We start from the raw sequence: 24,867 nt of genomic DNA on the forward strand, positions 1-24,867 counted from the left end.
GTAATACCGCGTTATCGTTCTTCGCGGGCAAGCCCGCTCCCACAAAGGTCCTCTGTCTGGTTCAGATCGCTTCCAGCTTGGCGTAACCCAGCATCAGCCACTTGCTGCCTTCGCTGAAGTTCACCTGCACCCGGGCCTGGGCACCGGCGCCCTCGAAGTTGAGGATCACGCCGTCACCGAAGATCGAATGACGCACGGTCTGACCCAGACTGAAGCCGGTTTCCGGAATTTCGCTACCGCTGAACAGGTTGCTGCCACTCATCGACTGGTTGCCACCAAACGGCCGGCTGACGCTGTTGGACAACCGTACTTCCTGAATAAGGCCTTTCGGCACTTCGCGTACGAAGCGCGACACCTTGTTGTAGGTCTCGCTGCCATAAAGGCGTCGGGTTTCAGCGTAGGTCATCACCAGGTTCTGCATCGCCCGGGTAATGCCGACGTAGGCCAGACGACGTTCTTCCTCAAGGCGGCCGGGTTCTTCCAGGCTCATCTTGTGCGGAAACAGGCCTTCTTCCATGCCCACCAGGAACACGTAAGGGAATTCCAGGCCTTTGGCGCTGTGCAGGGTCATCAGTTGAATGCTGTCTTCGTGCTCGTCGGCCTGGGTATCGCCGGCCTCCAGCGACGCGTGACCGAGGAACGCGGCCAATGGCGTCAGGTCTTCGTCTTCTTCGCTGTTTTCGAAGTTGCGGGCGGCGCTGACCAGTTCCTCAAGGTTTTCCACCCGGGCCTGGCCTTTCTCGCCTTTTTCCGCTTCGTGATAGGCGATCAGCCCCGACTGCTCGATGACGGTCTGGGTCATCAGGTGCAGCGGCATTTCCATGCACTTGGCGGCGAGGTTCTCGATCAACTCGATAAACGCGCCAAGGGCGCCGGCCGCACGACCGGTCAGGCCTTTGTTGGCCACCAGTTGGCGCATCGCTTCCCACATCGACACATCGCTGTGGCGCGCATGGTCACGGATCGCCTCGACGGTTTTCTCGCCGATGCCGCGGGCCGGCACGTTGATCACCCGTTCCAGCGCGGCATCGTTGCCCCGTCCTTCGAGCAACCGCAGGTAAGCCATGGCGTTCTTGATTTCCGCGCGTTCGAAGAAGCGCTGACCGCCATAGATGCGGTACGGAATGCGTTCACGCAGCAGCGCTTCTTCCAAAACCCGTGATTGGGCGTTGGAGCGGTACAGAATCGCGATATCGCTGCGAGCCAGGCCGGTTTTCAGCGCGCTTTCTATGGTTTCAACAACGTAGCGTGCTTCGTCGTGTTCGTTGAAGGCGGCATACAGATTGATTGCCTCGCCGTCGCCACCGTCGGTCCACAACTCTTTGCCCAGGCGTCCGGTGTTGTTGGCGATCAAGGCGTTGGCTGCCTTCAGGATGCCGGCGGTGGAGCGGTAGTTCTGCTCCAGGCGAATGGTTTCGGCGTCCGGGAAGTCTTCGGAATACTGGTAGATGTTCTCGATTTTCGCGCCACGCCAGCCGTAGATCGACTGGTCGTCATCGCCCACCACCATCAGGCTGTCGCCACCCTTGGCCAGCAGGCGCAACCAGGCGTATTGCACGGCGTTGGTGTCCTGGAACTCGTCCACGAGGATGTGCCGGAAGCGCTTTTGATAGTGTGCGAGCAGGCCTGGGTGATCGCGCCACAGATCGAGGGCGCGCAGCAACAGTTCGGAGAAGTCGATGACACCGGCGCGCAGGCACGCGGCCTCGTAGGCCTCATAGATGCCGCGCATGGTCGCCAGGAACAGATCGCCACTGGCTTGAATGTGTTGCGGGCGCAGACCTTCGTCTTTCTGCCCGTTGATGAACCATTGGGCCTGACGGGCCGGCCAGCGTTGCTCGTCCAGGCCGAGTTCGCGGATCACCCGCTTGACCAGCCGTTGCTGGTCATCGCTGTCGAGGATCTGGAAAGTCTGGCTCAAGCCTGCTTCCTGCCAGTGCGCCCGCAGCAAGCGGTGCGCCAGGCCGTGGAAGGTGCCGACCCACATGCCGGCCGGGTTGATACCCATCAGTTGCTCGATGCGCTGGCGCATCTCGGCAGCAGCCTTGTTGGTGAAGGTCACCGACAGGATGGAGTGGGGCGAGGCGTTTTCAACCTGGATCAGCCAGGCGATACGGTGCACCAGCACTCGGGTTTTACCGGAACCAGCACCGGCCAGGACCAACTGACGACCCACGGGGGCCGCTACGGCCTGGCGTTGGGCATCGTTGAGGGAGTTCAGCAGAAGGGAGAGATCATCGCGCATCGGGGCATTCTAGGGGGCCGCGTCACACCGGGCAAACCCCGCTTCGCATTAACCGATGAAAGTTATGCGAGGGACGACCGGTCAGTCATCGGCCGCAGGCGTTGGCGGGGCGTGCCTTGAGCGTTTTCAGGGTGAGGCGGCAGCTGAAAAAATTGGCGATTTATTGATCAGCAGCAGTTTGGTCCGGGCAATTGCTTGTGTATGCTCCGAGCAGTTTCGGGCCTATGCTCATCATTATAAGAACAAGAACATCGCCTATGACCCTCAGCTTCGACCTGTCGGGCCCCACTGTGGAGCCCCGGGTTATCAGAAAGCAATACGCCATGGAAATGGCGGTCGAACGCACGCGCCTGTTGTATCAGGGGTCGCTGTTGCCCACGTTGTTCATGCTGATCAATGGCCTGGTCTGTGCCGGGTTGCTCTGGAGTCCGCAGCGCTATTTCCTGGTCAGTGTCTGGCTGGTGTGGTTGTTGTCTTTGGTGGCATTGCGGGTGATTCAGGTCGCAGCCTTCGATTCGGCCATCCCCAATCGTCAAGCCCAGCCCATTTGGCGACGGATGTTTTTGCTGGGTTCCGGTCTCACCGGTCTGACCCTGGCCGGTGCCGGCATTGCCCTGGCTCCCGCCGATAACTTCATTCAGCAAGCCTGGGTCTTCGGCCTCATCGGTGCCGCAGCGCTCTCGGCCAGTGTGGCTTATGCAGTCAGTTTGCCGGCCTTTCTGTCTTTCACTTTGCCCTGTCTGCTACCGGCCATCGCCTATATGTTTTGGGGTGGTGACGAGCAGCAGCAGGGCTGGGGCTGGTTCGGGCTGATTCTGCTCGGTGCATTGAGTGTGGTTGCCTGGCAGGTCAATCGATTGATCGATCGGGGCTTGATGCGACGCTTTCAGAACCAGGCATTGATCGAACATCTACAGCGGGCGCAAAGCTGCAGTGACCAGCTCAATCAAAAGCTGGCCAAGGAGATCGAGCAGCGTCGACGCGCCGAGAACGAATTGCGAGAGATCCAGGTCGACCTGGAAAACCGCGTCGCTCAGCGCAGCCTGGAACTGGACGCCGCCAACCAGGCGCTGAGCAAGAGCGAAGCGCGCCTGGCGCTGGCATTGAAGGCCAGCGAGTTGGGGTTGTGGGACTGGAATCTGCAAACCGACGAAGTCCATCACACGCAGATTCAGGAGTTGTTCGGCCTGGAGCCGGACCAGGTCACGGCAATCCTGCGTCACCTCAAGCCGCGTCTTCACCCCGAGGACCTTCCGGCGCTGAAAAGGGCGCTGGTCGAGCATCTGAAGGGCCGCACCGAGGATTATCAAATCGAGTATCGCGTGCGCCATGGCGATGGCCACTGGGTCTGGATCGAGGACCGTGGGCGGGCGGTCGAGCGTGCCGAGAACGGACGGGTTTTGCGCATGGTCGGCACTCGGCGCGACATCAGCGTCAGCAAAAACCTGGAAGAGCAGCGGCAACTGGCGGCGACCGTATTCGAGGCGGCCAGCGAAGGGATTGTGATTTTCGACCCGAACTATGCCCTGATCGCAATCAATCAAGCCTTCAGTCGGGTGACCGGTTATGCCATCGAAGACATGATCGGACGCAATGTCGTTGAGTTGCCCTGCAGTCGCGATGCGCGTCGGCATTACGCCGCGATACATCAGGCGCTGGAGCAGCAAGGCAGCTGGCAGGGCGAATTGGTGGAAACCCGCAAGAACGGCGAGATGTATCCGCAATGGCTGCAATTGAATGCCGTGCGCGATAGCCGGGGAAATGTCAGCCATATCGTGGGCTTCTTCGCGGATCTTTCTGCCCGCCGGGAATCCGAAGAGCGAATGCGCTATCTGACCCATTACGACGAACTCACCGGTCTGGCCAACCGCGCGATGTTCCGCGAGCGCCTCAGCGAGGCTCATCAACGGGTACGACAGGGCGGTTATCGCAGTCTGGCGTTGCTGCACATCAATCTCGATCGGTTCAAGCAACTCAACGACAGCCTGGGGCATGAAGTCGCCGACCAGTTGTTGCAGAAAATGGCCCGGCGACTGGTGAATGCATTGCCTGAAGCAGACACCATCGCACGTCTGTCCGGCGATGAGTTTGCCGTGCTGTTCAACGCCTACGGCAACCTTTCGAGCCTGGCCCGGGTGGCGACTCGTCTGGCGACCAAGTTGCGCGTGCCGGTGACCATTGAGGGTCATGAGCTGGTGGTCAGCGCGTCCATGGGCATCAGCCTGCTCCCGGATAACGCCCGGGAAATTTCCGCGCTGGTCAGTCAATCGAACATGGCCATGCAGCACGCAAAGCATTTGGGCGGCAACAACTTCCAGTTCTACACCGACAGCCTGCAAGCCAGCACGCTGGAGCGTTTGCAGCTGGAAAACCAGTTGCGCAAAGCCATCGAAGAAAAGCAGTTGAAGGTGTTCTACCAACCCAAGCTGTGCCTCGCCACGGGCAAGCTGAATGCTGCCGAGGCGCTGGTGCGTTGGGATCATCCGACCATGGGCCGCGTGCCGCCGGGGGATTTCATCGGTCTGGCGGAAGAAACCGGATTGATCGGCCCGATCGGTGAGTTCGTGCTGCGTCAGGCCTGCTGGCAAGCCTGTGAGTGGCAGCGGCAGGGGCTCGATGCGATTCGGGTGTCGGTCAATCTGTCGGTGCATCAATTGCGCCAGGGAAAACTCGTCAGTCTGGTGCGCCAAGTGCTGGAGGAAACCGGGCTGGAGCCACGCTACCTGGAGCTGGAACTCACCGAAAGCCAGTTGCTGGACAGCGTCGAACACATCATCGCAACCTTCCAGCAGCTGCGTGATCTCGGGGTGAAACTGGCGATCGATGATTTTGGCACCGGGTATTCGTCTTTGAGTTATCTCAAACGCATTCCGGTGGACTACGTGAAGATCGATCAGGCGTTTATCCGCGGACTGGGCGAAGGCACCGAAGATGCGGCGATCACACGGGCGATCATTGCCATGGCCCATGGCTTGTCGTTGAAGGTTGTCGCGGAAGGGGTGGAGCACCAGGAGCAGCTTGAGTTTCTCAAGGCTGAGCGCTGCGATGAGGTGCAAGGTTATCTGATCAGTCGGCCGGTCGAGGCGCAGGTCCTGGCCGTTCTGCTGCGAGAGAATGGTGTGGATTGACCGAAATGGCTTCCCGTCAGGCCATGGCGGTCTGACGGGAAGTTTGCAGCGGGTATTCTTAATCGGTGATCAGTATTTCATTAATGCAGACCAGTAACTTGTCTTCGAAATAAATGCTGACGCTAGTGATATCGGGAATGTCGGTAGACTTATATTCGACGTGCTTTTTCGTTAGGACGGTTAGTCCAATTCCGCTGGTATCTATTTGCAGGTCAAGTCGCAAATCACATGGCTTGTCCTGAATTTCACTTCGTACCAGTCTTGGTGTATGGGCCGAATTTGTTACGGTTACGTTGCCAAAGACACGGAAGGAAGCAGCACCTGGCATGCGGTCAATTTGGGCGGTCCAATCGCGGGTGGCAATTTTAATGCTCATGATGGGTAACTCCTGTAATTAATTTATTTGCGTCCTGCCTGTTTAATATATCCAGCTTTATTTAACTTGTGGGTGGTGGTGGTTAACTTGTTTGTAAGTTGATGTGGGGGCGGGTTGTTAACTAATTAAGTACTAGTGGTGTTTGAAGCGAGAGTCGCCTTTTCGCGGCACCGCCAAAAGGCGCACGTGGAGGAGCAGCTGAAAATCTGGCAATGAGCGCTACATGGAGCGCGCGTGCCTGAATGCCGAGGGATGTGGTTACGCTTTGAGGAGGCAAAAAGCCGATTCATGTAGTATAACTACAAGCGTGCTACATCCCCGGCGCCTGCCAATAACAAAGAGTCCAGCCCTTTGAATCTGCTGCAACACATCGCCCAGTCTCGCCACCTGTTACGCAAGTCGGAGCTCAAGGTCGCCGACCACGTGCTGCTTGATCCTGCGGCCGTGATGCACAGCTCCATGGCCGACCTGGCCCACAGCGTGGGCATCAGTGAACCGACCATCGTGCGTTTTTGCCGTGCCATCGGTTGTTCCGGCTTTCAAGACCTGAAGCTGAAGCTGGCCCAGAGCCTGGCGGCCGGTGCGAGTTTTGGCCAGTTTGCGATCCACGAAGACGATTCGGTCGCCGACTACAGCCTGAAGATCTTCGACACCACCCTGCACACCCTGATGGAGGTTCGCGAGAAACTCGATCCGCTGGAGTTGCAGAGGGCTGTGACGCTGATGTCCCAGGCCCAGCGCGTCGAGTTCTATGGTTTTGGCGCTTCGGGTGCGGTCGCGGCGGATGCGCAGCACAAATTTTTCCGCTTGCTGCTTACCGCGGCGGCGTATTCCGATCCGCACATGCAGGCGATGTCGGCCGTGACATTGAAGCCGACTGACGTGGCCATCTGCATTTCCCAGTCGGGTCGTTCCAAGGACCTGCTGATCACCGCCAACCTGGTGCGCGAAAGCGGCGCTTCGTTGATCACGTTGTGCCCAAGCCAGACGCCATTGGCCGAGTTGTCGACGGTCAACTTGGCGATCGATGTGCACGAGGACACTGAAATCTATACGCCGCTGACCTCGCGTATCGCCCACCTGGTGGTGATCGATGTGCTGGCGATGGGCGTGGCCATGGCCCGCGGCCCGAGCCTGGTCAATCACCTCAAGAGCGTTAAACGCAGTTTGCGCAGTTTGCGGTTGTCGCCCAAGTCGGTGAAAGCGCTGGATGACTGACTTCAAGGCCGGCACCGACTCTGTGGCGAGGGGGCTTGCCCCCGTTCGACTGCGCAGCAGTCGCAATATACTCGGGGCCGCTGCGCCGCCCAACGGGGGCAAGCCCCCTCGCCACAGGTACAGTGGGCGCCCAACAAATTTTCATCAGTCTGTAACACCCGAGCCGCCAAACCGTCATCCCTCGCGCCTATCTTGAAACTCCCGTACTCGCCTTGGGAGACTCGAAATGGCCATGCCCTACGAAGAACGCAACAGCGCTGTCAAAACCCGTCGTCAGCAGGAAGACCAGCGCCGCATGGAATTCCGTCGCGCCATCGAAGATCGCTGCGAACGCCGTCAGCTTCTGGCCGAGATTGGCGATTTTCCGGAGTTGGAACTCAACTTCTGGCAGGCATCTCCCTCGACTTCCCGTCGAAACGCTCAACCAGCGCGCTGATCTGGATCCGTTCACTACGGATAAACGCCAGGAAGGCGTGAGCCACCGGTGACAGGCGTTTCGCCTTGGCCTGCACCAGGCACCAGCTGCGAAACAGTGGCAGCTCTTCGATGGGTAGCTCGATCAACCCACCGGTTGCCAGCTCAAGGTTCAGGGCGTGGCGCGTCAGCAGCGCAACGCCCAGGCCTGCCAGTACACATTCACGCTGAGCTTCGGCAGACGAGACTTCCTGGGTCTGGTTGAAGTGCACACGTTTTTCTTTGAAATATTCTTCGCACGCCAGCCGCGTCCCGGAGCCTGGCTCTCGCAGCAGCAGTGTGTAGGGCTCGAGATCCTGCAGGCGCAGCGGCCCCATATGACACAGCGGGTGATCCGGTGGCGCCACGGCGACGATCGGGTTGTTCAGGAATGGCAGGAACTCCAGGCCCATGTCCTGGGGCACCATGGACATGATCACCAGATCGTCGCGGTTGTCCGACAGACGCCGAATCACCTGGCCGCGATTGACCACCGTCAGTTGCAGGTTCACCTCCGGGTGCTGGCGTTTGAATGCGGCAAACAGATGCGGCACGAAATATTTGGCGCTGGATTCCACCGCCAGTTTCAGTTGCCCCTGCAACGAGCCCTGCATGTCCGACAGCTGCATGTCGAGGTTTTCCAGGCGTCCGAAAATATCCCGGCTGGCTCGCTGTAACGCTTCAGCGGCTTCGGTCATGTAGAGCTTTTTGCCGACATAATCGAACAAAGGCTGGCCAATCAGCTCTTCGAGCTGACGAATCTGCAGGCTGACGGCAGGTTGTGTGAGCGACATTTCGTCGGCCGCGCGGCTATAAGAGCGCAAATCACAGACCTCATTGAAGATCTGCAATTGCCGCAAAGTCATACGCATCAATGACTTACGCATTATCCGGTCACTCTCGTCGCTGGCTGGTGAATCAACTATAAGTCTTTACTTATGCACGACCCAATTTTTATTCATTTTTGTTAATCCCTTGTGGGCGCTAGTGTGGACCTGCGACCAAATTGAAACATTTGGTCACGCGTCGACCTGGGTCTAGCAGGTCGTGGGTACCACCGGCCTCAAGGGAAACTCCAAGTGATAACAAAGATCCTGATCGCCAACCGTGGTGAGATTGCCGTACGAATCGTACGTGCCTGTGCCGAAATGGGCATTCGCTCGGTCGCGATCTATTCCGACGCCGACCGCCATGCCCTGCATGTGAAGCGTGCAGACGAGGCCCACAGCATCGGGGCCGAACCGCTGGCCGGTTACCTGAACCCGCGCAAGCTGGTGAACCTGGCTGTGGAAACCGGTTGCGATGCGTTGCACCCCGGTTATGGCTTCCTTTCGGAAAACGCCGAACTGGCGGAAATCTGCGCTGAGCGCGGGATCAAATTCATTGGTCCATCGGCTGAAGTCATTCGCCGCATGGGCGACAAGACCGAAGCGCGCCGCAGCATGATCAAGGCTGGCGTACCGGTTACCCCGGGCACCGAAGGCAATGTGTCGGGCATCGAAGAAGCCCTGACCGAAGGTGATCGCATTGGCTACCCGGTGATGCTCAAGGCAACATCCGGTGGCGGTGGGCGCGGTATTCGTCGCTGCAACAGCCGTGAAGAACTCGAACAGGCTTTCCCTCGGGTCATTTCCGAAGCCACCAAGGCATTCGGTTCCGCGGAAGTGTTCCTGGAAAAATGCATCGTCAATCCCAAGCACATCGAAGCGCAGATCCTTGGCGACAGCTTCGGCAACGTGGTGCACCTGTTCGAGCGTGACTGCTCGATCCAGCGCCGCAACCAGAAGCTGATCGAGATCGCCCCGAGCCCGCAACTGACCCCGGAACAGCGCGCCTACATCGGCGACCTGTCGGTGCGTGCGGCCAAGGCTGTGGGTTACGAGAACGCCGGCACCGTGGAGTTCCTGCTCGCCGAGGGCGAGGTGTACTTCATGGAGATGAACACCCGGGTGCAGGTGGAACACACCATCACCGAAGAAATCACCGGGATCGACATCGTTCGCGAGCAGATCCGCATTGCCTCGGGCCTGCCGCTGTCGGTGAAGCAGGAAGACATTCAGCACCGTGGTTTTGCGTTGCAGTTCCGCATCAACGCCGAAGACCCGAAAAACAACTTCCTGCCGAGCTTCGGCAAGATCACTCGTTACTACGCGCCCGGTGGTCCCGGCGTGCGTACCGACACGGCGATTTACACCGGCTACACCATTCCACCGTTCTACGACTCGATGTGCCTGAAACTGGTGGTGTGGGCGCTGACCTGGGAAGAGGCGATGGACCGTGGTCTGCGCGCCCTCGATGACATGCGTCTGCAAGGGGTCAAGACCACTGCCGCGTACTACCAGGAAATCCTGCGTAACCCGGAATTCCGTAGCGGCCAGTTCAATACCAGCTTCGTTGAAAGCCACCCTGAACTGACCAACTACTCGATCAAGCGCAAACCCGAAGAGCTGGCCCTGGCCATCGCCGCCGCCATCGCCGCCCACGCAGGCCTGTGAGGAATAAAACAATGTCCAAGAAGATTCACGTAACCGACACCATCCTGCGCGACGCCCACCAATCGCTGCTCGCCACCCGCATGCGTACCGAAGACATGCTGCCGATCTGCGACAAGCTCGACAAAGTCGGCTACTGGTCGCTGGAGTGCTGGGGCGGCGCGACGTTCGACGCCTGCGTACGTTTCCTGAAGGAAGACCCGTGGGAGCGTCTGCGCCAACTGCGCGCCGCGCTGCCTAACACCCGCCTGCAAATGCTGTTGCGCGGCCAGAACCTGCTGGGCTACCGCCACTACAGCGACGACGTGGTCAAAGCCTTCGTCGCCAAGGCGGCTGTCAACGGCATCGACGTGTTCCGCATCTTCGACGCCATGAACGACGTGCGTAACCTGCGCGTGGCCATCGAAGCAGTGAAGGCTGCGGGTAAACACGCACAGGGCACCATCGCTTACACCACCAGCCCGGTGCACACCATCGAGGCCTTCGTGAACCAGGCCAAGCAAATGGAAGCCATGGGTTGCGACTCGGTGGCGATCAAGGACATGGCCGGTTTGCTGACCCCGTACGCCACCGGCGAACTGGTCAAGGCCCTGAAAGCCGAGCAATCGCTGCCCGTGTTCATTCACTCGCACGACACCGCTGGCCTGGCCGCGATGTGTCAGATGAAGGCTATCGAAAACGGCGCTGACCACATCGACACCGCGATCTCCAGCTTCGCCTGGGGCACCAGCCACCCGGGCACCGAGTCGATGGTCGCCGCCCTGAAAGGCAGCGAGTTCGACACCGGCCTGAACCTGGAGCTGCTGCAAGAGATCGGCCTGTACTTCTACGCCGTGCGCAAGAAGTACCACCAGTTCGAAAGCGAATTCACCGCCGTGGACACCCGTGTGCAAGTCAACCAGGTACCGGGCGGGATGATTTCCAACCTGGCCAACCAGTTGAAAGAGCAGGGCGCGCTGAATCGCATGAGTGAAGTGCTGGCCGAAATCCCGCGCGTTCGCGAAGACCTCGGCTTCCCGCCGCTGGTGACCCCGACCTCGCAGATCGTCGGCACCCAGGCGTTCTTCAACGTGCTGGCCGGCGAGCGCTACAAGACCATCACCAACGAAGTGAAGCTGTACCTGCAAGGCGGCTACGGCAAGGCGCCGGGCACCGTCAACGAACAGCTGCGTCGCCAGGCCATCGGCAGCGAAGAAGTGATCGACGTGCGTCCAGCCGATCTGCTCAAGCCGGAAATGGCCAAGCTGCGTGCCGATATCGGTGCTCTGGCCAAGTCTGAAGAAGACGTGCTGACCTTCGCGATGTTCCCGGACATCGGTCGCAAGTTCCTCGAAGAGCGCGCGGCTGGAACCCTGACACCTGAAGTGCTGTTGCCGATTCCGGAGGCCGGCAAGGTGGCTTCGGCGGGCGGCGAAGGCGTGCCGACCGAGTTCGTCATCGACGTTCACGGCGAAACCTACCGCGTCGACATCACCGGTGTTGGCGTCAAGGCTGAAGGCAAGCGTCACTTCTACCTGTCCATCGACGGCATGCCGGAAGAAGTGGTGTTCGAGCCGCTCAACGAGTTCGTCGGCGGCGGCAGCAGCAAGCGCAAGCAAGCCACTGCACCGGGCCATGTCAGCACCACCATGCCGGGCAATATCGTCGATGTGCTGGTCAAGGAGGGCGACACCGTCAAGGCGGGCCAGGCCGTGCTGATCACTGAAGCGATGAAGATGGAAACCGAAGTCCAGGCAGCCATCGCCGGCAAAGTCACCGCCATTCACGTGGCCAAGGGCGACCGGGTGAACCCGGGCGAGATCCTGATCGAGATCGAAGGCTGAGTTAACAGCCTCGATACAACGCTTTAAACCTCGGGGGGGCATGTGCTCCCCTTTTTTTTGGTTCTTTCACTGGTTTGGAGATCACATCATTTTCGACGCGGACGCGGTTTCCTGTAGGAGCTGGCTTGCCAGCGATGGTCGTTAACGATAACGCGTGTGAGCCGGATAAACGCGGCGCACTTAAGTCCATCGCCAGCAAGCTGGCTCCTACAACTTCACCAAACGCCTTTATCCTCGGCACTCGGCTAACGTCTTCAGTTGCCCCGACCCCGTCTGGTTCTCATCACTCAACCAACGCTCGAACCCAGTCCCAATCGCCGGCCATTCCGAATCCAGGATCGAGTACCACGCCGTATCGCGGTTCTGCCCCTTGACCACCATGTGCTGGCGAAACACACCCTCAAAACTGAAACCCAAACGCTCGGCCGCATATTTGGAGCGGGCGTTGGCGTTGTTGCATTTCCATTCCAGGCGACGGTAGCCGAGGGCGAAGGATTCCTTGGCCAGCAGGTAAACCGCCTCGGTGCTTTTCGGCGAGCGCTGCATCGGCGCACCGAAGGTGACGTGGCCGATTTCGATGCGGCCCTGGGCCGGGACGATGGACATCAGGCTGAGGATGCCCTGGACCTCGCCGCTGGCGCGATCGATCACGCTGAAAAAGTACGGGTCGCTATTGGCCGCGTGGTTGTTCAGCCAGTCGTTGAAGGCGCTGCGCTCCGGGAAGGGACCGTAAGGCAGGTAGTCCCAAAGTTTCGGGTCGGCGCCCGGGCCTTGCAGGGCTTTGAACAGGTCGTCGCCGTGGCGCGCCGGGTCGAGTTTTTCCAGGCGGATGAAGCGTCCTTCGATCAGTTGCGTCGTGGGGGCCGGGACGCCTTTCCAGTTGGCGAGTGAAGTCGACATGTTGTTCTCCTTGAACCTTAAATGGCTTTGCGAAACTGGATGAAACCAGGGCGTTCGGCGATGCGCTCATAGAGTTGGATCGCGGTGGCGTTGGTTTCGTGGGTCAGCCAGTGCACCTTGTTGCAGCCGTCGGCCTTGGCGGTGGTGTAGACGAATTCGATCAGTTGCCGGCCGACGCCGGTGCCTCGGGTTTCCGGGACCACCAGCAAGTCCTGCAGGTAGCAGGCGTTTTCGATGGCCCAGTTCGAACGATGGTAGATGAAGTGCACCATGCCCACCGCTTTGCCGTCAGCCCAGGCGAGGGCGGCGTGGGTTGGCTCATTCGGGTCGAGCATGCGCTGCCAGGTGCTGTGAGTTACAGCCGCCGGCAATTCGGTTTTATAAAAGCGCAGGTAGGCTTGCCACAGCGGCAACCAGGCCGCGTGATCACCGGCGGTGACTTGGCGAATGTCGATTTGACTCATGGTGATTTCCTTAGCGCATCAATTGGGCGAGGGCCTGGTCGTTGACGTCGGGGCTGGCGGCCAGGCCTTTGCGTACGCCGGCGATGTCGGCGGGGCTGCGGTTCTGGCTGAGCTTGCGCTTGCCTTCCAGACGGTCGATGGGAATGGCGAAACCGACGATGGCCTTGAGCATGCCGTCGATGTAATCGGCGGGGGCATCGGCCACTGACCACGGTTGGGCGCGGCCAGCTTCATGACGGTCGGTGAGGGTGCTGACGATGTCGAGCAGCCGCCCGCCATCGCTAAAGGTTTCGGCTCGGCCATAGGCGTGAACGGCGACGTAGTTCCAGGTTGGCACGACTTTGCCGTGTTCGGCCTTGCTCGGGTAGAAGCCGGGGCTGACGTAGGCGTCGGCACCGGCAAAAATCAGCAGGGCTTCGGCACCGTCGCGCAGGTCTTTCCACTGTGGATTGGCTTTGGCCAGATGCCCGTACAGCGTGCCGTTCAAGCCTTGTTCGCAATGCAGCAGCACCGGCACATGACTGGCTTGCAGGCCGCTTTCGCCGTGGGTCACCAATATGGCGAGACGGGTGGCGAGGATCAGTTCATGCAGTTGGGACAACTCGTCGATGGCAAAAGCGCGTGGCGTGTACATGGAGATATTTTCCTTGGCGAATGTCTTCATCCTAGGCAGGCTATTGGTCTGTTGTAAGAGCCATTAATGACCAATTTCATGGGTCCATTGTCATGACGGATGCGCCGCTTTCCCTGTCGTTCAACCCGGCTGGCATCGAACTCGACCGTCGCCTGGGGTTGAGTCGCCAGCTTTATCAGGCCTTGCGCCTGCGCGTCCTCGACGGACGATTGGCCAGTGGAACGCGTCTGCCAGCCAGTCGTGACCTGGCCGCAGCGCTGGCAATCTCCCGCAACAGCGTGGTGCGTGCCTACGATCAGTTGTACGCCGAAGGCTTCATTGAGGGGCGCGTCGGGGACGGCACTTATGTCGCGCAACTGCCTCAGGCGGCGTTGCCGGCAAAAAAACTATCCACAAAAATATCCACAGGCTTTTCAACAGGGTTATCAACAACCTTATCCACAAATTGGCTCGATTTACCTGTGGATCCATCCAGCAAAGTTATCCACAACGATCCGATGGCACGGGTGAAAAACAACCATTTACCCAGTCCGCCGAGCGGTCCGCCGCGGGCATTTCGGGTCGGTGTTCCGGCGTTCGATCTGTTTCCATTCGAGGTCTGGGCCAAGCTGAATGCGGCTTTCTGGCGCAAGCCGGATTTGCAGCAGCTGTGCTACGGCGACCCGGCTGGCGATGCGCGCCTGCGCGGGATGATTGCTGCGTATTTGCGCAGTTCCCGTGGCATGCAGTGCACGGCTGAACAAATTGTGATCACCAGTGGCGCGCAGCAGGGGATCAGCCTTTGTGCACAGCTGCTGGTGGAGCCTGGTGACGGGGTGGCGCTTGAAAATCCAGGGTATCGGGCGGCCGGGCATGCGTTCGCCGTGGCAGGTGCGCGGTTGCATGGGGTGGCGGTGGATGGCGAGGGCATCGACTGCGCTGAACTGGCACAGTTGCGCGATTGCCGTTTGACCTACGTCACCCCGTCCCATCAGTACCCCACCGGGGTGGTGATGAGCCTGGCTCGCCGTCTGGAGCTGCTGGCCTGGGCCGAGCGTACTCAGGGCTGGATCGTCGAGGATGACTACGACGGCGAGTATCGCTATAGCGGTGCGCCGCTGGCACCTTTGGCGGCACTGGATCGGCAAGGCCGGGTGCTCTACGTCGGCACGTTCGGCAAAGTGGCGTTTCCGGCGTTGCGCCTGGGTTACCTGGTGTTGCCGACGGGGCTGGTGCAGGCCTTTGCCCAACGCCGTGCCGTGGACGTACGCCATTCCGAGGTCAGTACCCAAGCGGTGATGGCCGAATTCATGGCGGCCGGGCATTTCCAGCGACATATCCGCCGCATGCGCCGTGCGGCGTTGAGTCGCCGTAATACATTGCTCAATGGCTGGCTGACGGAGATTCCCGGGGTCGGACCATTACCCACAGTCGCCGCCGGGCTGCACATGACCGTCCCCGTCGATAGCGTGGCGCGTGAACGTGAATTGATCGAATTGGCGCAAAGTGTCGATGTCGAGATCAACGGCTTGAGCAGCTATTGGCTGCCCGACTCCACGACGCCGATGGATCAGCGAGCGGGGCTGGTGTTGGGCTTTGCCGCGGTACCCGAAAAGGCAATCGAGGCGGCGCTGCTACGGTTGAGGGCGGTGTGGCGTGCCGGCTGAAGCGCGGGCAAAAAAAGACCTGCGTAAACGCAGGTCTTGATGATGATGGGAACGACGCGGTTGTCAGGTGCCGGACTTGATCTTGGTCCAGGCCCGGGTCCGCGCACGTTCGGCATCGCGCGGCAACGGTTGCAGGGTGTAGAGCGTGCTCATTGCCGTGTCGGTCGGGTACAGGTTCGGGTTGTTGCGGATCGCCGGGTCGACCAGTTCCGTGGCGTCCTTGTTCGGGTTCGGGTAGCCGACGAAGTCACTGACCGGCGCAATCACCTGGGGTTGCAGCAGGTAGTTGATGAAGGTGTAGGCGTCTTCCGGATTCTTCGCGCCCTTGGGGATTGCGAGCATGTCGAACCAGATCGGCGCGCCTTCCTTCGGCAAGCGCATGTCGACGATCACACCGTTCTTGGCTTCCTTGGCGCGGTTGGCGGCTTGCGAGAAGCTGCCGGAATAACCGACCGCGACGCAGATGTCCCCGTTGGCGATATCGGCCATGTACTTGGACGAGTGGAAGTAGGTGATATACGGGCGGATCTTCATCAGCAGCGCTTCAGCCTTGTCGTAGTCCGCAGGCTTTTTGCTGTTGGGGTCGAGGCCGAGGTGTTGCAGGGCCAGCGGTAAGATCTCCGAGGGCGAGTCGAGCAGGGCGACGCCGCACTGCTTGAGCTTGCTGATGTTCTCTTCCTTGAAGATCAGGTCCCAACTGTCCACTGGCGCGTTGTCGCCGAGCACGGCCTTGACCTTGTCCGGGTTGAAGCCGATCAGGATGGTCCCGTACATGTACGGCACGGCGAACTTGTTGCCCGGGTCGTTGGCTTCGATCAGCTTCATCAGCTTGGGATCGAGGTGGTTCCAGTTCGGCAGCTTGCTGCGGTCCAGTGGCTGAAACACGCCGGCTTCGATCTGCTTGGCGAGGAACACGTTGGACGGCACCACCACGTCGTAGCCGGAGTTGCCGGTCAGCAACTTGGCTTCCAGTGCCTCGTTGGTGTCGAAAATGTCGTAGACCAGTTTGGTCTGGCTGTTCTGGGCCTTGAAGTCTTCCAGGGCCTTGGGAGTGATGTAGTCGAACCAGTTGTAGACGCGCAACGTTCGTTCTTCAGCATGGGCAACGCCACTGAGCACCAGGGCGCCCAGGGCTGGAACGATCAAACGCTTGAGGCTTGTCATTGTTCTAATCCTCATTGGGCGCTTTCGAAACCTTCGAGAACGTTCACGGCGTTGATGCCGATTTCTTCTACCGCGTAGCCGCCTTCCATCACGAACAGCGTCGGTTTGCCGAGAGCCGCAATGCGCTTGCCCATGGCCAGGTAATCCGGGCTGTCGAGTTTGAATTGCGAGATAGGATCGTCCTTGAACGTGTCGACGCCCAGGGAGACCACGACGATGTCGGCGCCGTAGCTTTCGATCTCTTTGCAGGCCTGTTCCAGCGCCGCGCTCCAGGTGTCCCAGCCCGAACCCGCGGCCAGAGGATAGTTGAAGTTGAAGCCCTCGCCGGGGCCTTCGCCCAATTCGTCTTCATAGCCAAGGAAGAACGGAAACTCGGCTTCCGGGTGGCCATGGATCGACGTGAACAGCACGTCGCTGCGTTCGTAGAAGATCGACTGCGTACCGTTGCCGTGGTGGTAATCGACGTCGAGGATCGCGACCTTCTTGTGGCCCTGATCAAGGAAAGCCTGGGCGGCAATGGCCGCATTGTTGAGGTAGCAATAACCCCCCATCAAATCGCTGGCGGCGTGGTGTCCCGGTGGACGGCACAGGGCGAAGGCCGAACGGGCGCCGCGCTGGATTTCCGCTTGGGCGGTGAGGGCGACTTGCGCTGCGCTATACGCCGCCTGCCACGTGCCGGCGGTGATCGGTGCGCCGCCATCGAAGCTGTAATAACCGAGTTCGCCGTGCAGGCTGGCGGGTTTGATCCGGCGCAGGGTGCGGGCCGGCCAGGTGTAGGGCAGCAAGTCACCGTCGGTGTTGAACTCGGTCCAGCGTGCCCAGGCGCCTTTGAAGAAGTCGAGGTAGTCACGGCTGTGAATGCGTTCGATCGGTCCGAGGCCGAAATCCTTCGGCGCTTCGACAGGGCCGAGATTTTGATTTTGCACCCGTGCCAACACGTGGTCGGCACGTGAAGGCATTTCGAAGCAGGGCTTGAGTTGCCCGTCTATCAATTCACAACGGCCATGGTGCAGGTGGTGATCGTTCGAGTAGATCGTCAGCATTTTGTTGTTCTCCGCAGGCTGATTCGGTTGAACACAGTCTTGCGGCACGGACGATTTCGGAGAACGGCAGGAAAGGCCAAAAGGGGATCGATATGGCCAAAACATTTGACCGAAATTCGCCCCTTATTAGCGCAGAGCGCGTCTTTTGTAGGAGCCGGCTTGCCGGCGATAGCGGTGGGTCAGGTGTACGGCGTCGTCTGCAATCGCTGGCAAGCCAGCTCCTACAGGGGGCGGTGTTGCGGCCTGAACTGGCTGGGCGCCACACCACTCCAGCGCACGAACGCATGGCGAAAACTCGCGGTCTCGCTGAAGCCCAGCGCCTCGGCAATCTGGTAGATCGGCAATTGATCCTCACACAGCATTTGCTTGGCCTGTTCGAAGCGCAGTTCGTCGAGCAACTCCTGATAGCTGCAGCCCATGTCCTTGAGATGCCGACGCAAGGTCCGCGCCGAGCAATTCATCTGCTCGGCCAGGCCCTCCAGCCCCGGCGCCGCGTTCAATTGCGCGCTGAGCAATTGGCGGATCCGTCCGAGCCATGCCTGTCGCCCGGTGAACTCGATGTTCTGTTTGCGGCAGCGCTCGGCCATGGCTTGATGGGTGATCACATCGGCCAACGGCAACGGCAGGTCGAGCCAGCGCTTGTCGAAGGCAAAGGCATTGTTGCGCGCGCCGAAATCCAGCGGGCAGTCGAAGTGTTCGGCGTAGCTCGTTTCGTAGTCCGGCGCGGCATGTTCGAAGCGTGCGCCGAGCAAGGGCAGGGGATGGCCAAGCAGGTCGTCGCAGGTGACTTTCAGCGATACGAGGCAGAACTCGGCGTTGAACACCGCCATGGCCGGGCTCTCGCGGTAATCGGCGGCGGCGAACCAGATGCGTTCGCCGTCGTCCTCCAGGCTCAGCTCGAAAAGTGTTCCCAGCAGCGCCGGATAGCGTATCGCCAGCCGCAATGCGTCACCGAAGGTGGCACTGGTGAGCAGGGCGTAACCGAGCATGCCGTAGCAGGAAACGTGCATCCGCCGACCCAGTTCCAGGCCGATGTCGCGCTTGAGGGCAACGGCGTTGGCACAGACCTGCATCTCTTGATTGGTGGTGATGCGCGTGTCGGCCCGGTTCAGATCCGCCGCACTGATGCCGCTGCCGGCCAGCAGCGCTTCGCTGGACAAGCCGTCGGCCTTGAAGGCGTTGAGCACCAGGGAGACCGCGTTGAGCGTGGTGAGGTGGGAGTGGAGCATGAGGACTTCCAGCCTTGGGATGCTGGGAGTGACAGCAAGTTATGTGCCCGCTGACGATTTTTGTAGGAGCTGGCTTGCCAGCGAAGACGGCGTCCCGGTTGATAAAGACGTTGCCTGACACTCCGATTTCGCTGGCAAGCCAGCTCCTACAGGGTTTGATGGGGTGTCAGCTGAGTTCGCCGCACAGGTCCAGTTCAATGAGATGGCGGACTTCAGCGGTTTCAAGTCCCGCACCGAGCAAACCATGCAACTTGCCGAATGCCGCTTCACGGGTCATGCCGCCACCGGACAGCACACCGACACCGCGCAAGCGACTGCCGGCCTCATAGACGTCCAGTTCAACCCCGCCTTCGTGGCATTGCGTGACTGCCACCACCACCACGCCGTTATCCCGAGCACGCCCAAGGCTGGCGAGGAATTCAGGGTTGTCGCTCGGCCCGGTGCCGCTGCCGTAGCACTCCAGCACCAGACCTTGAATGCCGCTGTCGAGCAGGCCATCGAGGATCTCGGCAGCGATGCCAGGGAACAGCGGCAACACCGCAACCTTCGCCAGTTGTTTTGCCTGGTTGTAGTTCAACGCTGTCGGCAGCGAAGAGGCTTTCACACCACCGCCCTGACGCTCCAGCCGCTTGAACGGATGACGGCCAAAACTGCGAACCTTGGCGCAACGGGTCGGGTCCAGCAGTTCGCCGTGGAAGTATAAATGCACACCCGGCGCGAGGCCTTGGCCAAGCGCAACCAGCGCGCCGCCGAGGTTCTCCCAGGCGTCGCTGTCGGTGACACCGGCCGGCAGCATGGAGCCGGTAAAACACACGCGGGCATGCAGGCCGAGCAACTGGAAGCTCATGGCGGCGGCACTGTAGGCCAGCGTGTCGGTGCCATGCAGGATCAGCACGCTGTCGCAGCCCTGAACATCCACCGCATCGACCACCGCTTCACGCAACTGCTGCCAGTACGCCGGGGTCATGTTGGCGCTGTCGATCAGCGGCGACATCTCGCGAAAACGCCACTGCGGCACGACAAGTTCGGGCTGGCTGTGCAGGTATTCGCGCATCCGCGCTTCAAAACCGGACGCTGGAGACAGGCCGTTGGCGCTGGCTTGCATGCCAATGGTACCGCCGGTGTAGAGCACCATGACGTGCTGGGCGGCAGGATAGGTCGGGGCATTCATGGGTGGTTCTCCAAAAACGATTACAGCTTGTTTCCGAGCATGACGCCGGTCGCAAGCTGTGTCACGTCGGGCGCAGGGGGTGCGCCCGGTTTTTTACCGATCAGCGTTGCGCTGCGGTCACGCCTGCCGGAGCAGCTTCAGCCTTGGCGGCGGGTGCTGGCGGGTTGGCTGGCCAGGCTTTCAGGTCCAGATCCAGATCCGGGAATTTGCTCGAGTCGAACACCGGCGTCTTGATGCCGGCGGCGCGCTGGTCATCGTAGTCCCGCAGGATGCGCATGCCGACCTTGAACAGCAGGAACAGCGCGATCAGGTTGACGAACGCGAGCATGGTCATGGTGATGTCGGCGAAGGCAAATACGGTACCGAGGTTTTCGATGGCGCCCCAGAAGATCAGCACCAGTACCAGTGCGCGATAGCCCATCAGCGCCTTGCGGTTCTCACCGATCAGAAAGCGCAGGTTGCTCTCGCCCAGGTAGTAGTTGTAGAGGATCGAGGTGAACACGAACAACGCCAGGGCCACGGAGATGAACATCCGGCCCCAGTCACCGACCACGGCGGCCAGGGAGTTCTGGGTCAGGGCAATGCCGTCGCCTTCGAAGCCCGGGGTGTAGAAGCCCGAAAGCAGGATCAGCAATGCGGTGCAGGTGCAGATCACGAAGGTGTCGAGGAACACGCTGAACGCTTGAACCACGCCTTGCGCCACAGGGTGTTCGACCGCTGCTACAGCCGCCACGTTAGGCGCACTGCCCAGGCCTGCTTCGTTGGCGAACACGCCACGTTTCACGCCCATGACGATGGCGCTGCCGATCAGGCCGCCGAAGGCCTGGTCCAGACCGAAGGCGCTCTTGACGATGGTCATCAGCATGCCCGGCACCTGGTCGAATTGCAGCACGATCACGTAGATGGTCACGCCGATGTACACCAGGGTTTTCACCGGTACCAACAGGTCGGCAACCTTGGCGATACGCTTGATCCCGCCGATGAACACCAGGCCCAGCAGCACGGCCAGACCGATGCCGGTGTAAGTGGTGTCGAGGCCGAACGCATTGTTCAGCGAATGCGTCACGGCGTGGGCTTGCAGGCCGTTGAAGGCGAAGCCGAACGTCACCAGCAACAGGAACGCCATGAGCATGCCCAGCCAGCGTTTCTGCAGACCGTGCTGGATGTAGTAGGACGGGCCGCCACGGTAGGTGCCGTCGGAGTCGGTGCGTTTGTACAGCTGACCGAGGGAGCATTCGAAGAAGCTGCTGGACATGCCGACCAGTGCGGTCACCCACATCCAGAACACCGCGCCAGGCCCACCGAGTGTCACGGCAATGCCGACACCGGCAATGTTGCCCGCACCGACGCGGCCGGCGAGGCTGAGCATCAGGGCCTGGAATGAACTGAGTTGCCCGGCGCTGCTTTTGAGGCTGTCGCGGAACACCGCGAACATGTGGAAGAAGTGACGCAATTGAACGAAACGCGAGCGGATCGTGAAGTAGCTACCGAGCCCGACAATGAGCACGATCAGTACTTTCCCTGAGAGGAAGTCGTTAATGACTTCGAGCATGGATTATTCCTCGCTGTTTTTTGTGTTGGCAAATGCTTGCCGGGCAGACACATCGAGTTACACCGGTGGGCGCACGGCACAACGGGCGGTTCGAAGTTCGTCCCGGTTTCATATCGCGGGTTTGTTATTAGTTCGGGTTTCGCATGGGTTGTGGCCTCGCTACCGACGACCGCTCACGCGAAGAGGGGCGGCACTATACCGATGACAGTGCCGTCCGTCTGCACGGTTGTGGCGCATGCGGTGAAACGAAGCCCTTGAAACACCTGACATTTTTGCTGTCAGGCTATGTGGGAGCTGCTCTGGGTGGGAGCGGGCTTGCTCGCGAAGGCGGCGGCACATTCAACAATGATGTGTCTGATACACCGCTTTCGCGAGCAAGCCCGCTCCCACATTGGTCAGTCCCCAGACATATGGTTTTCACTGGCAAACAGTTAAAAAAAAGGGCCTGGAGAATGATCTCCAGGCCCTCAAAAGGTGAGAGGTGTCTAGTCCCTCGACCTGGTGAGCGGTGCTACAGGTAACGCGACGGGTCAGGCCTTCAGGGGCACCAGACGCGGAGCAATCATGTTTTCCGGGCGCAGGATGTCGGCGAGCATGGCTTCGTCGAGCAGACCTTCTTCGCGCACCAGTTCCAGCACGCCGCGGCCGCTTTCGAGGGCGATACGGGCGATGCGGGTGGCGTTTTTGTAGCCGATGTACGGGTTCAGTGCGGTGACCAGACCGATCGAGTGTTCGACCAGTTCACGGCAGCGGGCTTCGTTGGCGGTGATACCGACGATGCAGTGCTCGCGCAGCATGTCCATGGCGCGTTGCAGCAGGCGGATCGAATCGAGGATCTTGAAAGCGATCAGCGGTTCCATCACGTTCAGTTGCAGCTGGCCGCCTTCGGCCGCCATGGTCAGCGCCAGATCGTTACCGATGACCTGGAAGGCCACCTGGTTAACGGCTTCCGGAATAACCGGGTTGACCTTGCCTGGCATGATCGAGCTGCCTGGCTGACGCGCTGGCAGGTTGATCTCGTTGATGCCGGTGCGTGGTCCGCTGGACAGCAGGCGCAGGTCGTTGCAGATCTTCGACAGCTTGACCGCAGTACGCTTGAGCATGCCGGAGAACAGCACGAAGGCGCCCATGTCGGAGGTAGCTTCGATCAGGTCGGCTGCCGGAACCAGCGGCTGACCGCTGATCAGGGCCAGGCGCTGTACAGCCAAGGCCTGATAGCGCGGGTCGGCGTTGATGCCGGTGCCGATCGCGGTGCCGCCCAGGTTCACTTCAGTCAGCAGTTCCGGGGCCAGAGTCTTCAGACGGGCCAGGTCTTCGCCCATGGTGGTGGCGAACGCACGGAACTCCTGACCCAGGGTCATCGGTACGGCGTCTTGCAGCTGGGTACGGCCCATCTTCAGGACGTGGTTGAATTCCTCACCCTTGGCCGCGAACGCCTGAATCAGGCTGTCGAGGCTGGCGAGCAGGGCGTCGTGACCGAGCAACAGACCCAGACGGATCGCCGTCGGGTAGGCGTCGTTGGTCGACTGCGCCATGTTCACGTCGTCGTTCGGGTGCAGGTACTGGTATTCGCCTTTCTGGTGACCCATGGCCTCCAGCGCGATGTTGGCGATCACTTCGTTGGCATTCATGTTGGTCGAAGTGCCAGCGCCGCCTTGAATCATGTCCACCACGAACTCTTCGTGGAAGTCGCCGCGGATCAGACGTGCACAGGCTTCGCTGATGGCAGCGTGCTTGGCTTCGCTCAGGTGACCCAGCTCACGGTTGGCGTCAGCAGCGGCCTGTTTGACCATGGCCAGACCGACAACCAGTTTCGGGTAGTGCGAAATCGGAACGCCTGAAAGGCGGAAGTTGTTCACCGCTCGCAGGGTCTGGATACCGTAATACGCTTGAGCCGGTACTTCGAGGGCGCCAAGCAGGTCATTTTCTGTGCGGAATGATGCAGCGGAGGACATGATAGAAATCATCTCAATATGGACCCGGTCTGTGCCGGAACGCTGTGAATGCTAGGCTTGTGCGAAATTTTGGGCCAATGCTGTTAAACACTAGCCTATGCACATTCGGCATAATGCCCGTGTGACGCCGGCTTGACGGCGAGCGTGCGACCTAAATTGGTGCGTGTCCGGGAGGACGTGATGAATCTGGAAAGCAAATGGCTGGAGGACTTTAGTGCCCTGGCTGCCACCCGCAGCTTCTCCCAGGCAGCCGAACGGCGCTTCGTGACGCAACCGGCGTTCAGCCGGCGAATCCGCAGCCTGGAGGCAGCACTGGGGCTGACCCTGGTCAACCGTTCGCGCACACCGATCGAACTGACGGCGGCGGGACAATTGTTTCTGGTCACGGCACGCACCGTGGTCGAGCAACTCGGCGAAGTCTTGCGCCATCTGCATCATCTGGAAGGCGGGCAGGGCGAAGTGATGCAGGTAGCGGCCGCACACTCCCTGGCGCTCGGTTTCTTTCCGCGGTGGATTGCGCAGTTGCGCAACGAAGGCTTGAACATCGCCACGCGACTGGTGGCGACCAACGTCGGCGACGCGGTGCATGCCTTGCGCGAAGGCGGTTGCGATCTGATGCTGGCCTTCTACGATCCGGACGCCGCGATGCAGATGGACCCGGAAATATTCCCCTCCCTGCACCTTGGCCATACCGAAATGCTGCCGGTCTGCGCGGCGGACGCCGACGGCAAACCGCTGTTCGATCTGGAGGGAGAAGCCAGCGTACCGCTGCTGGCGTATAGCGCCGGGGCATTTCTCGGCCGCTCGGTGAACATGCTGCTGCGCCAACGGGCGCTGCGCTTCACCACGATCTACGAAACCGCCATGGCCGACAGCCTGAAAAGCATGGCCCTGGAAGGCCTGGGCATTGCCTGGGTGCCGCAGCTCAGTGTGCGCGCCGAACTGGCGCGCGGTGAGCTGGTGGTCTGCGGTGGACCGCAGTGGCATGTGCCGCTGGAGATTCGTCTGTACCGCTGTGCTCTGGTACGCAAGGCCAACGTGCGGTTGTTGTGGCGCAAGCTGGAAGGCGGAGCGGCACAAACGCCGACCCTGTAAGAGCCGGCTTGCTGGCGAATGGCTTCATGCGGTGTGTCAGGTACTCCGCTTTCGCTGGCAAGCCAGCTCCTACGGATTTGTGTTGTATTGGATTGACCCCTAAGTCAATAAAACCGGTACTTTGCGCCGTATGACAGATGGTCGCCACGGGGGCTGTTTATTGGCTTCATTGAGGTATACTGCGCGGCCTTCGGCCGGTTACGACTGGCCATAATTCGTACAATCAAGCCACGCATCCTGCGTGGCTTGTTGTTTTTTGATGCGCCTGCGGGCGCCCAG

Annotated in this window: 19 protein-coding genes; 7 read left to right on the forward strand and 12 right to left on the reverse strand. The window is 60.3% G+C overall.

The genetic code is table 11. The annotated features are described in order from the left end of the window. Positions 1-61 precede the first annotated feature (61 nt). Complete coding sequence (gene uvrD, locus AB7M25_RS00900) at positions 62-2,245, reverse strand: DNA helicase II (protein ID WP_102701936.1); 2,184 nt, start codon at positions 2,243-2,245, stop codon at positions 62-64. 257 nt (positions 2,246-2,502) lie between these two features. Between uvrD and AB7M25_RS00905 the strand changes: the two genes are divergently transcribed. Beyond that, positions 2,503-5,373 carry a putative bifunctional diguanylate cyclase/phosphodiesterase gene (locus AB7M25_RS00905; RefSeq protein ID WP_454236893.1) on the forward strand — a complete coding sequence of 957 codons (2,871 nt, stop codon included), beginning with the start codon at positions 2,503-2,505 and terminating at the stop codon, positions 5,371-5,373. Between the two features lie 58 nt (positions 5,374-5,431). On the opposite strand, the gene AB7M25_RS00910 is transcribed toward AB7M25_RS00905, so the two are convergent. Continuing rightward, a complete protein-coding gene (locus tag AB7M25_RS00910) occupies positions 5,432-5,743 on the reverse strand; it encodes a hypothetical protein (protein ID WP_429386978.1) in 312 nt (103 codons plus the stop codon). A gap of 357 nt (positions 5,744-6,100) precedes the next feature. Here AB7M25_RS00910 and hexR point away from each other — a divergent pair, with 357 nt between their 5' ends. Together hexR and AB7M25_RS00920 are read left to right on the forward strand one after the other, a co-directional pair. Beyond that, positions 6,101-6,967 (forward strand): transcriptional regulator HexR, encoded by an 867-nt coding sequence (gene hexR, locus AB7M25_RS00915; RefSeq protein ID WP_007954250.1) that lies wholly within the window; start codon positions 6,101-6,103, stop codon positions 6,965-6,967. 226 nt (positions 6,968-7,193) lie between these two features. Beyond that, positions 7,194-7,403 carry a PA3496 family putative envelope integrity protein gene (locus AB7M25_RS00920; protein ID WP_007971698.1) on the forward strand — a complete coding sequence of 70 codons (210 nt, stop codon included), beginning with the start codon at positions 7,194-7,196 and terminating at the stop codon, positions 7,401-7,403. Here the strand turns inward: AB7M25_RS00920 and AB7M25_RS00925 are convergent. Next, positions 7,345-8,307 (reverse strand): LysR family transcriptional regulator, encoded by a 963-nt coding sequence (locus tag AB7M25_RS00925; RefSeq protein ID WP_007971700.1) that lies wholly within the window; start codon positions 8,305-8,307, stop codon positions 7,345-7,347. The genes AB7M25_RS00920 and AB7M25_RS00925 overlap by 59 nt on opposite strands. Before the next feature lie 192 nt (positions 8,308-8,499). Between AB7M25_RS00925 and AB7M25_RS00930 the strand changes: the two genes are divergently transcribed. Both AB7M25_RS00930 and oadA read left to right on the forward strand, forming a co-directional pair. Beyond that, entirely contained in the window at positions 8,500-9,915 is a 1,416-nt protein-coding gene (locus AB7M25_RS00930) for an acetyl-CoA carboxylase biotin carboxylase subunit (RefSeq protein ID WP_007971702.1), read from the forward strand. An 11-nt stretch (positions 9,916-9,926) separates the two neighbouring features. After that, entirely contained in the window at positions 9,927-11,735 is a 1,809-nt protein-coding gene (gene oadA, locus AB7M25_RS00935; RefSeq protein ID WP_429561110.1) for a sodium-extruding oxaloacetate decarboxylase subunit alpha, read from the forward strand. A gap of 228 nt (positions 11,736-11,963) precedes the next feature. Here the strand turns inward: oadA and AB7M25_RS00940 are convergent, their stop codons facing one another. Genes AB7M25_RS00940 through AB7M25_RS00950 form a run of 3 tightly spaced genes read right to left on the reverse strand, consistent with a single transcriptional unit; the run spans position 11,964 to position 13,733 of the window. Then, positions 11,964-12,635 (reverse strand): GNAT family N-acetyltransferase, encoded by a 672-nt coding sequence (locus AB7M25_RS00940; RefSeq protein ID WP_429386948.1) that lies wholly within the window; start codon positions 12,633-12,635, stop codon positions 11,964-11,966. A gap of 17 nt (positions 12,636-12,652) precedes the next feature. Further along, positions 12,653-13,099 carry a GNAT family N-acetyltransferase gene (locus AB7M25_RS00945; RefSeq protein ID WP_429386951.1) on the reverse strand — a complete coding sequence of 149 codons (447 nt, stop codon included), beginning with the start codon at positions 13,097-13,099 and terminating at the stop codon, positions 12,653-12,655. Positions 13,100-13,109: 10 nt separating this feature from the next. Then, positions 13,110-13,733 carry an FMN-binding negative transcriptional regulator gene (locus AB7M25_RS00950; protein ID WP_429561109.1) on the reverse strand — a complete coding sequence of 208 codons (624 nt, stop codon included), beginning with the start codon at positions 13,731-13,733 and terminating at the stop codon, positions 13,110-13,112. A gap of 92 nt (positions 13,734-13,825) precedes the next feature. Here AB7M25_RS00950 and pdxR point away from each other — a divergent pair, with 92 nt between their 5' ends. Then, a complete protein-coding gene (gene pdxR / locus AB7M25_RS00955; RefSeq protein ID WP_429386956.1) occupies positions 13,826-15,379 on the forward strand; it encodes a MocR-like pyridoxine biosynthesis transcription factor PdxR in 1,554 nt (517 codons plus the stop codon). 63 nt (positions 15,380-15,442) lie between these two features. On the opposite strand, the gene AB7M25_RS00960 is transcribed toward pdxR, so the two are convergent. From AB7M25_RS00960 to aspA, 6 genes are all read right to left on the reverse strand, one after another. Further along, the gene (locus AB7M25_RS00960) at positions 15,443-16,543 is read right to left on the reverse strand and encodes a polyamine ABC transporter substrate-binding protein (protein ID WP_429386959.1); all 1,101 of its coding nucleotides are present in this window, start codon (positions 16,541-16,543) and stop codon (positions 15,443-15,445) included. Between the two features lie 11 nt (positions 16,544-16,554). Then, positions 16,555-17,586, reverse strand: coding sequence for a histone deacetylase family protein (locus AB7M25_RS00965; protein ID WP_007971719.1), 1,032 nt, complete (start codon positions 17,584-17,586; stop codon positions 16,555-16,557). Positions 17,587-17,807: 221 nt separating this feature from the next. Beyond that, on the reverse strand, positions 17,808-18,815 hold the full coding sequence (locus AB7M25_RS00970; RefSeq protein ID WP_454236894.1) for an AraC family transcriptional regulator: 1,008 nt from the start codon (positions 18,813-18,815) through the stop codon (positions 17,808-17,810). Positions 18,816-18,981: 166 nt separating this feature from the next. After that, positions 18,982-19,986 carry an asparaginase gene (locus AB7M25_RS00975; RefSeq protein WP_454236895.1) on the reverse strand — a complete coding sequence of 335 codons (1,005 nt, stop codon included), beginning with the start codon at positions 19,984-19,986 and terminating at the stop codon, positions 18,982-18,984. A 100-nt stretch (positions 19,987-20,086) separates the two neighbouring features. Continuing rightward, a complete protein-coding gene (locus AB7M25_RS00980; protein ID WP_429517512.1) occupies positions 20,087-21,538 on the reverse strand; it encodes an alanine/glycine:cation symporter family protein in 1,452 nt (483 codons plus the stop codon). Positions 21,539-22,068: 530 nt separating this feature from the next. After that, positions 22,069-23,493, reverse strand: coding sequence for an aspartate ammonia-lyase (aspA, locus tag AB7M25_RS00985; RefSeq protein ID WP_003229645.1), 1,425 nt, complete (start codon positions 23,491-23,493; stop codon positions 22,069-22,071). Between the two features lie 180 nt (positions 23,494-23,673). Between aspA and AB7M25_RS00990 the strand changes: the two genes are divergently transcribed. Further along, positions 23,674-24,588 carry a LysR substrate-binding domain-containing protein gene (locus AB7M25_RS00990; RefSeq protein WP_429386971.1) on the forward strand — a complete coding sequence of 305 codons (915 nt, stop codon included), beginning with the start codon at positions 23,674-23,676 and terminating at the stop codon, positions 24,586-24,588. Positions 24,589-24,867 lie beyond the last annotated feature (279 nt).

It is taken from the genome of Pseudomonas sp. AP3_22 TE3818 (genome assembly GCF_053628995.1).

Excerpts from the sequence above, each read along its gene's own strand:
- pdxR (WP_429386956.1), top strand. The coding sequence starts at position 13,826 with ATGACGGATGCGCCGCTTTCCCTGTCGTTCAACCCGGCTGGCATCGAA.
- AB7M25_RS00960 (WP_429386959.1), bottom strand. The coding sequence starts at position 16,543 with ATGACAAGCCTCAAGCGTTTGATCGTTCCAGCCCTGGGCGCCCTGGTG.
- uvrD (WP_102701936.1), bottom strand. The coding sequence starts at position 2,245 with ATGCGCGATGATCTCTCCCTTCTGCTGAACTCCCTCAACGATGCCCAA.
- AB7M25_RS00920 (WP_007971698.1), top strand. The coding sequence starts at position 7,194 with ATGGCCATGCCCTACGAAGAACGCAACAGCGCTGTCAAAACCCGTCGT.
- aspA (WP_003229645.1), bottom strand. The coding sequence starts at position 23,493 with ATGTCCTCCGCTGCATCATTCCGCACAGAAAATGACCTGCTTGGCGCC.
- AB7M25_RS00950 (WP_429561109.1), bottom strand. The coding sequence starts at position 13,733 with ATGTACACGCCACGCGCTTTTGCCATCGACGAGTTGTCCCAACTGCAT.
- AB7M25_RS00980 (WP_429517512.1), bottom strand. The coding sequence starts at position 21,538 with ATGCTCGAAGTCATTAACGACTTCCTCTCAGGGAAAGTACTGATCGTG.
- AB7M25_RS00940 (WP_429386948.1), bottom strand. The coding sequence starts at position 12,635 with ATGTCGACTTCACTCGCCAACTGGAAAGGCGTCCCGGCCCCCACGACG.
- AB7M25_RS00970 (WP_454236894.1), bottom strand. The coding sequence starts at position 18,815 with ATGCTCCACTCCCACCTCACCACGCTCAACGCGGTCTCCCTGGTGCTC.
- AB7M25_RS00905 (WP_454236893.1), top strand. The coding sequence starts at position 2,503 with ATGACCCTCAGCTTCGACCTGTCGGGCCCCACTGTGGAGCCCCGGGTT.
- AB7M25_RS00990 (WP_429386971.1), top strand. The coding sequence starts at position 23,674 with ATGAATCTGGAAAGCAAATGGCTGGAGGACTTTAGTGCCCTGGCTGCC.
- AB7M25_RS00975 (WP_454236895.1), bottom strand. The coding sequence starts at position 19,986 with ATGAATGCCCCGACCTATCCTGCCGCCCAGCACGTCATGGTGCTCTAC.
- oadA (WP_429561110.1), top strand. The coding sequence starts at position 9,927 with ATGTCCAAGAAGATTCACGTAACCGACACCATCCTGCGCGACGCCCAC.
- AB7M25_RS00965 (WP_007971719.1), bottom strand. The coding sequence starts at position 17,586 with ATGCTGACGATCTACTCGAACGATCACCACCTGCACCATGGCCGTTGT.
- AB7M25_RS00925 (WP_007971700.1), bottom strand. The coding sequence starts at position 8,307 with ATGCGTAAGTCATTGATGCGTATGACTTTGCGGCAATTGCAGATCTTC.
- AB7M25_RS00945 (WP_429386951.1), bottom strand. The coding sequence starts at position 13,099 with ATGAGTCAAATCGACATTCGCCAAGTCACCGCCGGTGATCACGCGGCC.